Annotated in this window: 13 protein-coding genes; 2 read left to right on the forward strand and 11 right to left on the reverse strand. The window is 64.8% G+C overall.

Features of this window, described 5'->3' with window-relative positions; genetic code table 11:
* The first annotated feature begins 39 nt into the window (after positions 1 to 39).
* Entirely contained in the window at positions 40 to 381 is a 342-nt protein-coding gene (locus tag DM872_RS09510; protein WP_077524357.1) for an I78 family peptidase inhibitor, read from the forward strand.
* Here the strand turns inward: DM872_RS09510 and DM872_RS09515 are convergent.
* The 8 genes from DM872_RS09515 to DM872_RS09550 all read right to left on the reverse strand — a co-directional run bounded on the left by DM872_RS09515 (position 378) and on the right by DM872_RS09550 (position 10,760).
* Positions 378 to 1,223 carry an EamA family transporter gene (locus DM872_RS09515; RefSeq protein ID WP_179059251.1) on the reverse strand — a complete coding sequence of 282 codons (846 nt, stop codon included), beginning with the start codon at positions 1,221 to 1,223 and terminating at the stop codon, positions 378 to 380. The two genes, DM872_RS09510 and DM872_RS09515, sit on opposite strands and share 4 nt — an antisense overlap.
* 304 nt (positions 1,224 to 1,527) lie before the next feature.
* Positions 1,528 to 2,649 (reverse strand): alanine dehydrogenase, encoded by a 1,122-nt coding sequence (gene ald / locus DM872_RS09520; RefSeq protein ID WP_179059252.1) that lies wholly within the window; start codon positions 2,647 to 2,649, stop codon positions 1,528 to 1,530.
* A gap of 134 nt (positions 2,650 to 2,783) precedes the next feature.
* Complete coding sequence (locus tag DM872_RS09525; RefSeq protein ID WP_077524354.1) at positions 2,784 to 3,554, reverse strand: slipin family protein; 771 nt, start codon at positions 3,552 to 3,554, stop codon at positions 2,784 to 2,786.
* 2 nt (positions 3,555 to 3,556) lie between these two features.
* The gene (locus tag DM872_RS09530) at positions 3,557 to 4,939 is read right to left on the reverse strand and encodes an NfeD family protein (RefSeq protein ID WP_179059253.1); all 1,383 of its coding nucleotides are present in this window, start codon (positions 4,937 to 4,939) and stop codon (positions 3,557 to 3,559) included.
* 217 nt (positions 4,940 to 5,156) lie between these two features.
* Positions 5,157 to 6,116: a homocysteine S-methyltransferase family protein gene (locus DM872_RS09535; protein ID WP_179059254.1), complete on the reverse strand. Its 960-nt coding sequence runs from the start codon at positions 6,114 to 6,116 to the stop codon at positions 5,157 to 5,159.
* A gap of 388 nt (positions 6,117 to 6,504) precedes the next feature.
* Positions 6,505 to 7,656, reverse strand: a complete 1,152-nt coding sequence (locus tag DM872_RS09540; RefSeq protein ID WP_179059255.1) for a catalase family protein — start codon at positions 7,654 to 7,656, stop codon at positions 6,505 to 6,507.
* Positions 7,657 to 7,696: 40 nt separating this feature from the next.
* A complete protein-coding gene (locus tag DM872_RS09545; protein WP_179059256.1) occupies positions 7,697 to 9,571 on the reverse strand; it encodes a di-heme-cytochrome C peroxidase in 1,875 nt (624 codons plus the stop codon).
* Between the two features lie 85 nt (positions 9,572 to 9,656).
* Positions 9,657 to 10,760, reverse strand: coding sequence for a GNAT family N-acetyltransferase/peptidase C39 family protein (locus tag DM872_RS09550; RefSeq protein WP_179059257.1), 1,104 nt, complete (start codon positions 10,758 to 10,760; stop codon positions 9,657 to 9,659).
* 224 nt (positions 10,761 to 10,984) lie between these two features.
* Between DM872_RS09550 and DM872_RS09555 the strand changes: the two genes are divergently transcribed.
* Positions 10,985 to 12,268: a sigma-54-dependent transcriptional regulator gene (locus DM872_RS09555; protein WP_179059258.1), complete on the forward strand. Its 1,284-nt coding sequence runs from the start codon at positions 10,985 to 10,987 to the stop codon at positions 12,266 to 12,268.
* A gap of 3 nt (positions 12,269 to 12,271) precedes the next feature.
* On the opposite strand, the gene DM872_RS09560 is transcribed toward DM872_RS09555, so the two are convergent.
* From DM872_RS09560 to DM872_RS09570, 3 genes are all read right to left on the reverse strand, one after another.
* Positions 12,272 to 12,868 carry an NADPH-dependent FMN reductase gene (locus DM872_RS09560; RefSeq protein ID WP_179059259.1) on the reverse strand — a complete coding sequence of 199 codons (597 nt, stop codon included), beginning with the start codon at positions 12,866 to 12,868 and terminating at the stop codon, positions 12,272 to 12,274.
* 384 nt (positions 12,869 to 13,252) lie between these two features.
* Positions 13,253 to 14,394, reverse strand: a protein-coding gene (locus tag DM872_RS09565; RefSeq protein WP_373273697.1) for an IS3 family transposase whose coding sequence is annotated in 2 segments (ribosomal slippage) — positions 13,253 to 14,133 and positions 14,133 to 14,394 — 1,143 coding nt in all. Because the reading frame shifts where the segments join, the coding sequence is not laid out codon by codon here.
* A 170-nt stretch (positions 14,395 to 14,564) separates the two neighbouring features.
* Positions 14,565 to 15,449 (reverse strand): methyl-accepting chemotaxis protein (locus DM872_RS09570; RefSeq protein WP_179059261.1); only part of this gene is annotated, 885 nt, incomplete at its 5' end.

Genomic DNA, 15,449 nt, shown 5'->3' on the forward strand with positions numbered 1-15,449 from the left:
GGCGCACGCCAGGACATTCGTTCAGAAGAGGACCGTTACATGCACTTCAAGTCGATTTCCCTCAGTCTTGCCTTTGCCGGCCTGCTCCTGGCCGGTTGCAGCTCGACTGACAAGCCAGAAACCCCCGCCGCACCGGCCGCCGAGCAAAGCTCCAGCGCCGCCGCGCCGTCGCTCTCCGGCACCTGCGACAGTTCCGCCGTCTCCGCCCTGGTGGGCAAGACCGCCAATATCGCGCTGGTCGAGCAGGCCAAGCGTCAGTCCGGCGCCGAAACCGCCCGTGTGCTGCGTCCGCACCAGCCGATCACCATGGATTACAACTCCCGCCGCCTGAACATCGACGTGGACGAAACCGACGTCGTCAAACAGTTCAGCTGCGGCTAAAGCAGTCGAAGCAACGCCACGCCTGCTGCGATCACTCCGCAGGCCAGCAGGCGGATCGGCGGCAGCGGCTCTTTGAGCAGCAGTGCGCCGATCAGCAGGGCGAACAGCACGCTGGTTTCCCGTAATGCGGAAACCAGCGCCACTGGCGCCCGGGTCATGGCCCAGATGGCAATGCTGTAGGCCGCCAGGGACATCGCCCCTCCCGCCAGGCCGCCACGCCAATACGGCCCCAATTGCAGAAAGGTTCGCGGCCCCCGGATGATGGCGACCACCACGACCATCACCAGTGCGTTGACCGCGAACAGCCACATCGAATAGGACAGCGCATCCCCGTTGCGCCGCGCCCCGGTGGCATCCGAGAGCGTGTATCCGGCGATGAACAGGGCCGTCATCAGGGCGCTGCCGAGCAGCGAGGCATGGATGGGCTCCTTGCCGCGACCGCCGCGCACCGCCATCAACAGGATTCCGCCGACCAGCACCAGCAGCCCGACCAGTTCGCCGGGGGCAAGCCGGTCACCCAGCAGCAACACCGATAGCGCCGCGACCATCAGCGGCGAGCTGCCGCGCGCCAACGGGTAGGCCTGTCCCAGGTCGCCATGCTGGTAGGCGCGGGCCAGGTAGATGTTGTAGCCGATGTGGAACAGCGCGGAGAGAACGATCCAGGACCAGGCTTCGGGTCGGGGAAACGCAACGAAAGGCAGCGCGAGAAGCGCGACCAGCCCGGCGGCGATCTGGATCAGGGACGCGGTGAGGAAGCGGTCGAGGCCGATCTTCAGCAATGCGTTCCAGCCGGCATGCAGGGCGGCGGCGGTGATGACCAGAAAGAAGACGGAGGAATCCACGCGGGCAATCCTTGGACGCTGTGGGAGAGCGGGATAGTGCCACAGGAGCTGGAGCGTGTAGGAGCGAGCTTGCTCGCGAAGTCCACGCACGAACTTTCGGCAAGCGTTGGGCTTCGCTGCGCTCGCGGAACGCCGCCCGGCCCAACCTACAAAGGCGATCGACAGCACGATGGGAGAAGTAGGAACCTCCGGCTGCGTCAATTCATTCGCCAAGGGCAGCTCCGCTGCCCCGGGTGGGCGAACCTCCGGTCCGCTCAGCGATTGAAATCGCCCCCACAGCATTAGCGGGCATGGGTGGCTTGGTTCAAAGCTGCTTCAGCATCTCCTCCAGATGCACATGGTCCAGATGGTGCGCGGCGGCGACGCTGCCATTGGTGAGCCGCCCCTTGGCCACGTTCAGGCCATGGCGCAGGTGCAGGTCGTCTTCCAGGGCCTTGCGCGTTCCCTTCTGCGCAAGGGCGACGACGAAGGGCAGGGTGGCGTTGTTCAGGGCCAGGGTGGAGGTGCGTGCCACGGCGCCGGGCATGTTGGCGACGCAGTAGTGCACGACGCCATCCACCACGTAGGTGGGCTCGGCGTGGGTGGTGGCTCGTGAGGTTTCCGCGCAGCCGCCCTGGTCGATGGCCACGTCCACCAGCACGGCGCCGTCCTGCATCCGCGCCACCATTTCGGCGGTGACCAGCTTGGGCGCCGCGGCGCCGGGAATGAGCACGCCGCCAATCACCAGGTCCGCAGCCAGCACTTGCTCACGCACGGCACTGTGGGTGGAGTAGAGGGTGGTGATGCGATTGCCGTAGAGGGAATCCAGTCGGCGCAGGGCATCCACGCTCTTGTCCAGCACGGTGACATTGGCCCCGAGACCCACCGCCATGACCAGCGCGTGAGTGCCGACGACGCCGCCACCCAGCACCACCACCTTGGCCGGTGCCACACCCGGTACGCCCCCGAGCAGCACGCCTCGGCCACCCTTGGCTTTTTCCAGGCAGCTGGCGCCGGCCTGAATGGACATGCGCCCGGCCACTTCCGACATGGGCGCGAGCAATGGCAGGCGGCCGTGGCTGTCGGTGACGGTTTCGTAGGCGATGCAGGTGGCGCCGGAGGCGATCAGTTCGTCCGTCTGCGGACGGTCCGGGGCCAGGTGCAGGTAGGTGAAGAGGGTCTGCTCGGGACGCAGGCGGGCGCGCTCCTGGGTGAGCGGCTCCTTGACCTTGACGATCAGCTGGGCCTGCTCGAAGACCTCGCCGGCACCGCTGGCCACCTTGGCGCCGGCGGCCTGGTAGTCCTCGTCGGAAAAGCCGATGGCGGCTCCCGCCCTGGTCTCGACCCAGACTTCATGTCCCAGGCGGGTCAATTCGGCCACAGATTGCGGGGTCAGGCCGACCCGGTATTCGTGGTTCTTGATCTCCTTCGGCACTCCGATACGCATGGCGACCTCCAGGGTTCTTGTTGTCCTTTTGAACAAGTGTAGAAACCCGGTCACCGTGGCCCCGCCGAATACGGGTGGCTTTTCAGGGAATCTCCCTGAAAAGCGTGGCGAAAACAGGGCGAGAGGTCGGCATCTCAGTCCTTGTTGTTCTTGCGCTTCCCGTCGTCGCTCATGCCGCCGAGCAAATCCACTGGCAACGGAAAGACGATGGTGGTGGTCTTGTCATTGGCGATTGAGCCCAGGGTCTGCATGTAGCGCAACTGCATGGCGCCTGCCTGGCGGCTGAGCATCTCGGCGGCCTGCATCAGCTTCTCCGAGGCCTGGAGCTCGCCTTCCGCATGGATCACCTTGGCCCGCCGCTCGCGCTCGGCTTCGGCCTGGCGGGCGATGGCGCGGACCATGGATTCGTTGATGTCGACGTGCTTGATCTCGACATTGGAGACCTTGATGCCCCAGGCATCGGTCTGCGCATCCAGGGCCTGCTGGATATCGACGTTCAGGCGTTCGCGCTCGGCCAGCATCTCGTCCAGTTCGTGCTTGCCGAGTACGGCGCGCAAGGTGGTCTGCGCCAACTGGCTGGTGGCCATGAGGAAGTTTTCCACCTGGATGATGGCGCGCTCCGGATCGAGCACGCGGAAATAGACCACCGCATTCACCTTCACCGAAACGTTGTCGCGGGAGATGACGTCCTGGGGCGGCACATCGAGCACCACGGTGCGCAGGTCGACCCGCACCATCTGCTGGATGGCCGGGATGATCAGCACCAGCCCCGGACCCTTGACCTTCCAGAAGCGGCCGAGCTGGAACACCACGCCGCGCTCGTACTCGCGCAGCACGCGGATGGCCGAAACCGCCAGTACGATCAGCAGGAACAGGAGGGTGGCAAAACTCAGCGGAAAGGCCATGGTCAGTCTCCTTTGGGCGGACGCTCATCCGCCGTCACGTCCAGCAACAGTCCTTTGCGTGCCAGTACGCGCACGCGCTGGCCGCTCCTCAAGGGGGCATCGCTGCGCACCTGCCAGCGCTCGCCCTGCAACTGGACCCAGCCGATGTGCGGGTCGTCCACGCCGAGGTCGAGCAGCGTGGCCTGGCTGCCCACCAGCCCGGCATCGCCACTGACCAGCGCGCGCCGCCGGGACCGAACGGCCATCGCGATGATGGCGAAAATCACCAACGCGCTGGACAGGGCGACGGTGATGATCAGCGACAGGGGAATGCCGTAACCGGGAACCTCGGTGTCGATCAGGATCACTGCACCGACCACGAAGGCGGCGATGCCGCCGAAGCCGATGATGCCGAAGCTGGGCATGAAGGCTTCCGCCGCCATGAAGAGGATGCCCAGCAGGATCAGCGCGATGCCGGCGAAATTCACCGGCAACAGCTGCAGCGCGTAGAGCGCGAGGATCAGGCAGATGCCACCAATCACGCCGCCGACGCCGCTGCCGGGGTTGGAGAATTCGAAGATCAGGCCATAGACGCCGATCATCATCAGGATCAGTGCCACGCTGGGATTGGTGATGACCGCGAGGATCTGCGCGCGCCAATCCGGCTCGTGTTGCACCAGCCGCGCTCCATTGGTGGCGAGGGCGATCTTCTGCCCGGCGACTTCCAGGGTCTTGCCGTCGAGCTTGGCGAGCAGATCCGGCACATCGCGGGCCAACAGGTCCACGACTTTCAGACGCTGGGCATCGGCCGCGGTTAGGCTGACGGACTCGCGCACGGCGCGTTCGGCCCAGTCGGCGTTACGTCCGCGCAACTGCGCCAGGCCGCGAATATAGGCCGCCGCATCATTGACCTGCTTGCGGGCGAGGGTTTCCTCGTTACCCGCGGGCGCGGCCTTGTCGTCCTTTGTCTTCTCGTCCTTGCCACCGGCTGGCTTGTCGCCTTCCGGTTGGCCGGGCATGCCGCCGATCTGCACGGGCGTGGCGGCCCCCAGGTTGGTACCCGGTGCCATGGCGGCGATGTGACTGGCGTAGAGGATGTAGGTGCCGGCACTGGCGGCACGGGCACCACTGGGGGCGACGAAGCTGGCTACCGGCACGGGGCTGGCAAGGATCGCCTTGATGATGCTGCGCATGGAGGTGTCGAGGCCACCTGGGGTGTCGATCTGGATGACCACCAGCTGCGCCTTGTCCTTCTCGGCACGTTCGATGCCACGGGTCAGGTAGTCGGCTGTGGCCGGCCCGATGGGGCCGTCGACGGTGAGCACGCTGATGCTTCCGGCGGCCAGCAGCGTGCCGGGGGCGATCAGGGCCAGGCACAGGAGCCCGCGGAGCAACCAGCGAATCATGGTGACCTCAGCATGCGTGTTCACCTACAGCATAGTTGAGGCCTTTTGTCGGGTATTCGGGGCGGGAAATGGAGATGCAAGCGGATGTTTTCGGAGGCTCCTGCATTGCTGTGGGGGCGATTTCAATCGCTGAGCAGGACGAAGTCCTGCCCGCCAACGTTCAGGGCCGCTGCGCGGCCCATAGCGAATGAATTCGCCCCCACAAGGAAGGTGACACCTACAACGCTGCGCGGAACAGCGGCTTGCACGCCTTGGCCATCTGCTCGATATGGCGGTGGTCGGTGCCGCAGCAGCCGCCCATGACATTGATATGCGGTAGACGCTGGCGCAGTCGGGCGTACTGGGCGCCCAGTTCTTCGGGGTCGCCGCTGTCCAGTGCGGTGGCCTCGTTCAGTTCGGCGTGGCTCTTGCGCGAGGCATTGGCGCGAAGCCCGTGTATGCGTTGTACCCAGCGGCTGCCCGGAACGAGCACGTCCGCGAAATGGTCCGGGTGGGCGCAATTGATCATGTAGTAGGCCGGGTAGGAGGCCGTGGCCTTGTCCACCTGTTCGAGCGCTTCCTTCAGGCCCTGGCCGGTGGGAAGCCTGCCATCGGTTTCCACCGTGAAGGCGATGGCCACGGGCATCTGTGCCGCGCGTGCCGCCAGGACGACTCCCAGGGCTTCCTCCACGTAGTTCATGGTCATCGCGGTGATCATGTCGGCGGCGGTTTCGGCGAACACGCCGATTTGCTCGCTGTGGTACTCCTGCGCCTCGTATTCATCCATGGCCTCATCGGCGATGTAGCCGTCGCCTCGGGGACCGACGCAGCCGCTGATCACCACCGGCGTACGACCGCTTTCCACTTCGCTGCGCAACGCTTGCAGCAGGGCGATGGCCTGGCGATTGGCCTCGGCCAGTCCTTGCGGCGTGAAACCGAGGTGGCTGGCCCAGTCAGAATTGGCGCGCCAGGTCGGGCTCTCGAGGATCAGGCCGGTGCCGTAGTGACTGGCGATGGCGCAGTAGGCGCGGAAGTACTTGCGCAGCGCTTCCTGGCCGTCGGGGTAGTTGAGCAGTACGAAGGCTGCGAAGTCGGGGAGAGCAATGCCCTCATGGAAGACCAGCGTGGTCTCGATACCACCATCAGTCAGGAATAGTTCGCCCTCCAGTTGCGGCAGGGCTTCGCGATATTGCGCCATGGTCTGGGCTCCGTGACCTGAAAAGGATCGCTGCCCGGAGCAGGCTTCTTGGCGAAGACGGGGCGGGCAGCCGGACTGGCCTCGGGCTGTTTCCGCGATTGATGGGTTGGCCCGTAGGCGCTGCACCGGGCGGGCTCTGGGCGCCCGGCGGGTAAGAAAAAGGCTAGCACTGGCGCGAGGCGCGGCCCGGCTGGGCTGATGGGTGGGGCCGGAGACCCCAACTCACGCGCATCGCTCGGATTGCTCCCTCTCCCTCTGGGAGAGGGTTGGGGTGAGGGAGGTCTCGAGTGGCGGGGAGTCGCCAGGGCAGACCTGCGGCCTGCTTGGCGAATGAATTCGCCCCTACAGAAAAGCGATTGCCCGGTGGCGATCAGGAAGCGAGACCGCCTTAAGGCGTGGTCGCGTCGCTCGCTCCGTTACGCTCATGGCGATACGCACTCACCGCTTCGTACACCGCCTTGCGCAGACGGTTGATGCCGCCGATGGGGCGGTGCTCGGGCAGGCCGTGCCAGGGGTTGAAGGACAGGTTGTCGCAAGCGACGTTCTGCTCACGGCTGTCGAAATCCTGCGCCGGAACCTGGATGGTGGCGACGGTCACGAAGGGCGAGATGGACTCGTCCCACTCGACGCTGGTGTCTTCGATCGGCATGTAGTGCTGGGCATTCTGCTTCTGCACCTGGAAGGCGAAGCAGGCTGGTACGCGGTCCAGCGACAATTGCTGGTACAGGGCGTTGCGCAGGAAGTTGGGGAGGGCGGTGTTCTGCTCGGGCAACTCGTACGGCGGGCAGCTCTGCGGGTCGGGGATGACGCGGTACTTGATGTTCGCCTCGCCCAGCTTGTACGGCGAGATGGAGCTGTACGTGGCATCGACCGGGCTGTCGGGGGCCGGCGCGAGGGTCTTGAGGGCGATGATCAGGTGGCGGATTTCCCAGGTGCGCGGGTCCCAGCTGGGGAAGAAGGCACCGACCTTCTCGCCGTTGGCCTGGGCATTGAAGTTCTGCCGGTACTGGGCCACGTCGCGTACGAAGAACACCGGATGGTTGAACATCACGAAGTCCTGCTCGTTGGCGTGCGTCGGGCTTTTCATCAGCTTCTCGCCGGGCACGTCGAGCAGTTTGATGGCCATGCCGCGAGCATCGCGGGCACTGTCGAACTGCGGGAAGGCATTGCCGTTGGAGAGGCGAATGACGGCTTCCCAGGTCTTGCCCGGTTCGGCGAAGACGCCGGCGCGCAGCCCTTGATCCAGGTCGGCAACAACGCTGACCTGCGCCTTCACGCAGCCATGGGCCTTGGCGTGGGCATCGCGCAGTACGCGGGTGTTGTCGCGGTGTTGTTCGACGATGCGGACGGCGTCATCGATGATGGCGCGGGTCTGCACCGCCTCGTCGGCCGGGATGACTTCCTCGGTCGCGACGAGGCCGGAGAATTTCCAGCCGTAATAGGCCTCGCCCACCAGCCAGCCGATCAGGCCGACCACCAGTACGAAGAGCGTGAGCTTGCCGAGGAATCGGCCGAGCCAGAGCCAGAAGCGCTTGAGCATGAGAGCTGGAGTCCTTGTTCTTCTTGATTGGGGCGAGGGCTCAGCCCTGGCAATCCGGGCCGGGCGTCCATGGCTTGGGTTGGACCGGCGTGAGTTGGCTTTCCAGCGCAGGGTTGCCCAGCACCTTGAGGTACTCGATCAGGGCCAGTCGCTCGTCTGGCGACAGGGCTCGGCCGATTACGCCGCCCTTGCGGCAGCCGTCGCGGAACTCGTGACCGTGGTTTCCGTTGCCCTTGATCGAGGTCTCCAGCAGGAAGCTTCCGGGGAAGGCGTTGGTCTGGAATCCGACGAACTTGGGGTCGTACTCGAAGCTTCCGACGTGGAACTGGGTCGCGCGTTCGGTGATGGGCGAGAGCAACTGGAACAGGGTCGGTACCGAGCCGTTGTGCAGGAACGGCGGCGTCGCCCAGATGCCGTCCAGGGGGCGTGCCTTGTAGCCGCGCTTCTCCTGCACGCCGATGGGCAGGCCGAAGCCGTCCATGTTCGCCCGCTCTTCGCCGGAGATGCCGGCCTGCTTGTACGCCTGTTCTTCGACGAAGGAGGTGATGTAGGCCAGGCCCTTGGCGCTGGAGATCTTGCTGAAGTCCACTTGCCCCAGGTTCGCGCCGAACAGCTTCACGTCGAGCTTGGCCAACTGTTCGCGGGTCCAGCCGAGCTTGCTGATGTCGAAACGGTGATCGGCGATGTTGTCGGCTGTGGTGGAGTCGGTGCCGACGATTTCGACCGGCACGATGCGCATGTGCCATTCCGGGTCGCGGCCAGGCGCCATGCGTTGTTCCGGCGGCACCACATTGGGCGCGTGGCAGTAGGCGCAGTTTTCGACGAACAGGGCGCGACCCTGGCTGGCGCGGGCCAGGTCCACCTTGCCGAAGACGGCTTCCGGCCAGGTGGGCGGGGCGAGCTTCTTCAGGGTTTCTTCGAGGGTATGGAGGTCACGCACGCGCACGCTGGAGGCGTAGCGGTCAGCTTCCGGCACTTGGCCTCCGTCCGCCTGGAACAGGTGCAGGCTGGCGCCAACGCCGAGCGCTTCGCCGATGTTGCGGGCCATGGGTTGCATCGCCGAGCCGTTCCACTGCACCCAGTCGAATTTCCAGATATCCCAGAGGTGCGGGTAGCTCACCGGGGCATCGGCGATACGGTAGTTGTCGGGGCTGATGGCGTCACCGTAAACGCTGTTGGCAATACGGCCGAACGCATCAGTGCGGCCAAAGCCCTCCTGGGTGGGATAGAGCCCGCGATGGGTATCATTCCAGGCGGTGCCGAGCAGGCGGTCGAGGACTTGCTTGAACTGGTTGCGCAGCTCCTTCTTGCCTTCCGGGTAGCGCTCCCCCAGCACCTCTTCGGCGAAGCGGCTGAATTTCAGCGGGTTGTAGTAGGTGAACGCCATGCTCATGCCGAGCGCCTGGCCGAAGCTGCCGCCGCGCAGGGTCGGGACGGTGGACGCCAGCGAATGCAAGGCTGCGCCGCCGTCGATGCGCACGGCCTGTCCCTTGTAGCGCAGCTCGCCGGTATGGCAGGCCGCGCAACTGATATCCAGGTACTGGATGCCGGTTTTCTCGTCTTCGTGGCGTGCCATGCCTACCGGCAGGTTGCCGGGGTTCAGGGGGGTGGCCTTCTGTTGTGGATCGACCAGGAAACCGAAGCGCGCCAGGTATTCAGGGCGGGCGAACTTGTCCTTGGAGAAAGGCAGCTCCAGGGCGGTGAACCATTCGTAGTGCAGACCTTTAACCGTGGTGCCCTGGGGCGTGTAGTAGTAGGTCTGGCGCTCCTGCTCGCTCCACTGCTCCTGATAGTGCAGTTGGCCGGGTGCCTGGTAGGTCGGAAGGTTGGGATTGGCGATGTAATAAAGAACGACCGCCAGGCCGGCGAGAAGGAGAAAAAGCACCAGCCATAGGACACGGCGTAGGACGCGCATCAGATACTTCCCTGTAACTTGATGAAAATTTCCTACCTTATGCCAATCGATAGGGGTGTTGGCAAGGTGCTACTACGCAATAGTGCTAAGTCACGCGTGGATAGAGCACCACCGCCGCACGGCGCTTGCCCTGGCCAAACCGGCTGATGCGCTCGAACTCGCTGTGGGTCACCGGCACATGCTGGCAGTCCTGAGGGCGCCGTTGCAGGCTGCGTTCGGCGTTGGGGTCGTGCAGGTAGATGAAATTGCGGTCGCAATCAGTGACCAGGACCCAGTGCGGCGCCCGGCTGCGGCTGCGGCGATGGCCATCTACCAATACCAGGGGCTGACCTCCAGCCTCCAGCAGCGGCCTCAGGTCCAACTCGTCACCCACATGCTGCTCGATATCGGTGTCTTGCAGGGCGCTGCAGAAGTCTTCGTGGGCCTGGCGAATCACCTCGCGCTTTCCGGCATTACGCTCTTCGTCCAGAAACAGCGGGCCGCGGTCGCTCAGTTCCAGCCTGACCCGGTAGCCGCGTCGCCACGCCGCCAGCGCCAGACCATGGGGACTGCACCCGCCGTGGCCGCCTTGCATGTGCACGCTGCTGGCTTCGCGCCACAGGCGCAATTCGTCCTGGTGGTTGCCGGCTGTATCCCCGTCCAGCGCGCCCATGGCCATCAACAGGCAGGCCGGGCCGCAGGTGAACTCGGTGGTCTGGTGGTAGTAGGGCACCGGGCGATGCAGCGCCTGCGGGTGCTGGACGACACGCTTCTCCATGCGCAGCGCTTCACGATGGTCAGGGAAGAAATCGGTCAGCAGCCCGAGGTTGCTGTAGCCGTTGCGCTCGAACAGGCTGACGGCCTGGCGATCATCCGGGCAGACCTCCAACCTCAGGTAGGCGCAGTCATGCTCGCGGGCACCGGTTTCGGCGGCGACCAGCAGGCGCTGGCCGATGCCGTTGCCGCGGGCGCGTGGGTCGGTGGCGATGGAATGCAGGCGGGCCAGGCTGCTGCCCCGGCGAAACAGTACAAGGGCATAACCGAGGAGGGCCTGGCCATCGCCCTCGGCCACCGTCAGGCTGGCGTTGGCTTCCAGGATCATCCAGCGAAATTGCTGTCGGTTGAGGCGGGGCACCTCGAAGCAGCGGCTCTCCAGTTCCACCAGTGTCGACAAGTCGTCGAGCCTGGCCTCACGCAGAAGGAGGTTCATGGCAGGGCCTGCAAGGCAGGAAGGAATCGCCCGAGTATTGGCCTTGATTGGCACGCTGTCGAGACGCTTGATGGGGGGCTTATTCCCCTCTGAGCGCGGAGGGAAATTGCGCTTATAGAGAAACGTTCCATAGGGTGTCAATGTTCTTGCTAGCGTTACAAATAGTGCCAACAAGCTATTGTTTTCATTGATAAAACAATTTTTTGGCGTCAAGGAAGGTAATCTTGGAAGCGTTCTCCTCTGCACCGAGACGTCTATTGCTGGTCGACCCGTGCGATCACTGCCGGCGAATGCTGCCGCACCTTGAAGAGGCCGGCTGGTCGGTGTCCAGTCAGAACCTCGATCAGGCCCTGGCGGCCAGCTACGACATAGGCCTGCTGCGCTTGCGTAGCGATCACCTGAAACGCCCGGAAGGGGTGAAGCACCTGATCAGCCGCAGCGGCACCGAATGGATTGCCCTGGTCGATCCGTTAAGCGAACCCGTGCCTGGCCTGGATGAGTTCATCGGCGAGTGGTTCTTCGATGCACTGGTGCTGCCAGTGGACATGCCACGTCTGCAGGGCCTGCTCGGGCGTGCGTTTGGCATCGCCCGCCTGCGCGGCATCGGCAACCGTCGTGGGGATCAGCACGAGCTGCTAGGCCAGAGCCGGCCGCTGCGGGACCTGCGCAAGCAACTGGCGCGCCTGGGGCCGAGTGAAAAGCCGGTGTTGATCCTGGGTGAAAGCGGCAGCGGCAAGGAACTGGTGGCGCGCACTCTGCACCGGATGTCGCGACGAGTGGGCGGGCCCTTCGTCAGTTTCAACTGCGGTGTGCTGCCCGAACCGGAAACCGCGAGCCTGCTGTTCGGCCATCAGGGCAAGGTGGCATCGGCCAATGGCGGCACGCTGTTCCTCGACGCCATCCACGAGCTTCCATCCGGCCAGCAGGAGCGCTTGCTGACTTGCCTGCGCTCGCGGACGTTGCGTCATGCCGACGGGGAAGTGCTGGCGCTGGATATCCGCGTCCTGGCCTCTACGCGGGAGGAGTTGGGTGAACTGGTGGAGCAGGGGCATTTCCACCCGGGCCTGCACCAGTGGCTGGACCAGAACCGCCTGATGATTACGCCGCTGCGCAAGCGTCAGGGCGACATTGCCCTGTTGGCGAGCTACTTCGCCGACCTCTACAGCCTGGAGGCGGGCCGCCGGCCCAGCCATTTCAGCGAAGAAGCCCTGGCCGCGATGGCCCGCCACCGCTGGCCCGGCAATGTGCGCGAGCTTGCCAGTCGGGTCCGGCGGGGCTACGCACTGGCGGAAAGCGGACCCATCGAAGCGGCTGACCTGGGATTGCACAGCGCGCCGGTGGATGGTGCGCTGCTGGGAACGCTGGAGGACTACAAGCGCCGGGCGGAGTACCAGGCGCTGTGCGATGCGTTGGCTCACTACAGCAGCAACCTCAGCCATGCGGCCAAGGTGCTGGGCGTGTCGCGGCCGACGTTCTACCGGCTGCTGCACAAGCATCAATTGCTGTAGCGATCACATACCGTTGGCGAATGCCGGGATGCTCATGTCGATGGCTTCACGAACCGGCTTCAGGGCCACTGCGTAGCGCGCGAGGATGTCCAGGTCGTAGTCCATGCGGGCACGGATGCGCTGATCGTCTTCGCTCACCGGCTCGATGTCGTTCAGCACTTTTTCCACGCCACGAATGATCAGGTGCTCCGGCAGGTAGCAGAGGCGGCAGTTCTTGTAGCTGGAGGCGCGCAGCTCGCTGATGGGGTAGCCACCGCCGATGCCGGAGGAAACGCCTACCAGCAGACCCGGCTTGTGGGCCAGCTCGGCCTTGCTGGCGTAGATGAAGAAGTTCTTGATGGCCGGGCAGGCCATGCCATTCCACTCGGGGGCGATCACGACCACTGCATCGGCGTCGCGCAGTTGTTGCTGGTATCCACTCCAGGGGCCGGTGTCTTCGGCCGGCCACAAGGGCAGCGGGCCCGCACCGAGATCGATGATGCTGCAGGACGTGGGGCTCACCTTGTCGAGGTCGATCAGGCGCTGGCGGATGAAGCGGGCGACCTTGCCCGATTGGCTGTTTGCACGGCTGGAGCCGGCGATCAGGACGATATTCAGCATCTGGGGGTTCCTTGTTTAGACCGGGAGGCAGGCTAGCCGGGGTACTGATCGGCGGCAAGCGATTGGGCGCCAGTTTGATGTGCGGATGGTGACAGGAACGAGAAAGGGAGGAGTGGGTCGTGGTTTTTCGCGAATGAATTCGCTCCCACAGAAAAGCAGAGCGCCATCTGCGAGCACGTAGTTGCCGGCGCGAGTCACCCCTCGCCCTCTGGGAGAGGGGCCGGGGCGGGCCGCGTTCGGATGAGGGAAGTCAGAGGTGGCTGGGGTTCGTAGGGCAGACCTGCGGTCTGCTTGGCGAATGAATTCGCCCCTACAGAAGCGGAAGACCAGCCCGCTGCACGGACGGCCTGAAGTGGTCAAGTAAAACTGGACACCGGTTTAGGTCTATCCAGCCAGCGCTTCACGCTGTACCGGTGTCTGGTAACTGTTGTAGCTGTGCGGCCGTCGGTGGTTGTAGTAGTCGGTCAGGTAGCGCAGTACGTCAGCCTCTGCTTCGGCTTGGCTGGCGTAACCCGAAGCCGGTATCCATTCGGATTTGAGGCTCCGGAAGAAACGCTCCATCGGGGCGTTGTCCCAGCAATTGCCGCGACGACTCATGCTCTGGCGGATTCGATGCCGCCAGAGCAATTGTCGAAACTCCTGACTGCTGTAGTGGCTGCCCTGGTCGGAGTGAAACAGCACGCCGCCAGGGCAACCGCGAGACTCATAGGCCACGCGCAAAGCACGTCCGGTGAGCTGCGAGTCCGGACGATCGGACATTGCCCAACCTACAATCCGCCGCGCATACAGGTCCATGACCGCGGCCAAGTAGATCCAGCGCCCGCCGGCCCAGATGTACGTCACGTCGCCGCACCACACCTGATTGGGACCGTGGGTGCGGAACTGTCGGTCCAGCTCGTTCGAGGCCTTGGCACTCTCGCCCACCGCTGGGCAGTAACGGTGTCGACGGCGTTGCGAGCTGAACAACTGGGCCTCCTTCATCAGACGGCTGGCCAGGAATCGACCCACTGCCCAGCCTTCCTGGCGCAAAGCCGCCGCGAGCGTCCGGGCGCCTGCCGAACGCCGACTCTGGACATGCAGTTCCACCAAGCGCTGTCGCAACCTGGCGTGCGGCTGCTTACCGCGAGCCGCTGACTTGGCGGCGGCATAGACACTGCTGCGATTGATGCCGAACAGCCGGCACAGCTCTGCCCGTGGATAGTGCTCACCCAATGACTCGACTAAGCGCACTAATCGAGGGCGTCTGACATCAAGAGAGCGGTAGCCTTTTTTAGGATCTCTTTCTCCCGCTCCAGCCGCCGCACCTGGGCCTCCAGCTCCTGGATTCGCCGCTGCTCCGGCGTCATCGCCTTGCCGTGTTCCGGCGTCTTGCCATGGCGCTCCAGGGTCAATTGCTCGACCCAGCGCCGCATGGCAGTTGGGCCTACCCCCATCGCCTTGCAGGCTGCCGGTATGGAATAGCCTTGATCCAGCACCAGGCTGGCGGCCTCGAGTTTGAACTCCGGACTGAATGATCTTCTGCTCATGAACACCTCTTGCTTGGGCGCAGCTTAACGCCCTATCGGGGTGTCCAGAATCATTAGGCCACTTCAGCCCCCTCTCCCTCTGGGAGAGGGTTGGGGTGAGGGAAATTGGGCGCGACCTCACCGGTGGATGTAAAAAGCGACATCCACCCTACGCACTGCCCGCGAGCAACCTAAGCGCGGAACTGCGCCATCAACCCCTGCTGGTGGTTGGCCAGGCGGTTCAGCGCCTGGCTGACCTGGGCGGATTCCTCGGCTTGGCCGGAAAGGGACTCGGTGACGTCGCGGATCGCCGCCACGTTGCGGTTGATCTCCTCGGCCACCGCGCTCTGTTCCTCGGCGGCGGACGCGATCTGCAGGTTCATGTCGGTGATCACCGTCACCGCCTCGCCGATGCGTTGCAGCGCGGTCACCGCCTGTTCCACCTGCTCGACGCTGCCCTGCGCCTGGCGGTGGCTGCTGTGCATCGAGCCGACCACTTCGCGGGTGCCGTGCTGCAGGCCTTCGATCACCTGGCGGATTTCCTCCACCGAATCCTGGGTGCGTTTGGCCAGGTTGCGCACTTCATCGGCCACCACCGCGAAGCCACGCCCGGCCTCGCCGGCCCGTGCCGCCTCGATGGCGGCGTTGAGGGCCAGCAGGTTGGTCTGCTCGGCGATCGCGCGGATCACTTCCAGCACCGAGCCGATCTGCTCGCTGCTGTTGGCCAGCGCCTGCACTTCTTCCATGGCCGCGCTCATCTCGCTGGCCAGTTGCTCGATGGCGCTGGTGGTCTTGCCAATCACGCCGAGGCCTTCCTGGGTGGCATGGTCGGCGCCGCGCGCGGCTTCGGCGGCCTGGGCGGCGCTGCGGGCGACGTCCTGGGCGGTGGCGCTCATCTCGTTGGAGGCGGTGGCCACCTGGTCCACTTCGCGGTACTGCTGCTGCATGCCGGCGCTGGTCTGGCTGGCGATGGCGGCGGACTGGTCGGCGGTGCTGCGGGCGTCCTGCACCGAGCGTTTCACGTCGGCGATGATCGGTTGCAGCTTGTCGAGGAAGCGGTTGAACCAGCCGGCCAG

Source organism: Pseudomonas taiwanensis, from assembly GCF_013393345.1.
Lineage (GTDB): Bacteria > Pseudomonadota > Gammaproteobacteria > Pseudomonadales > Pseudomonadaceae > Metapseudomonas > Metapseudomonas resinovorans_C.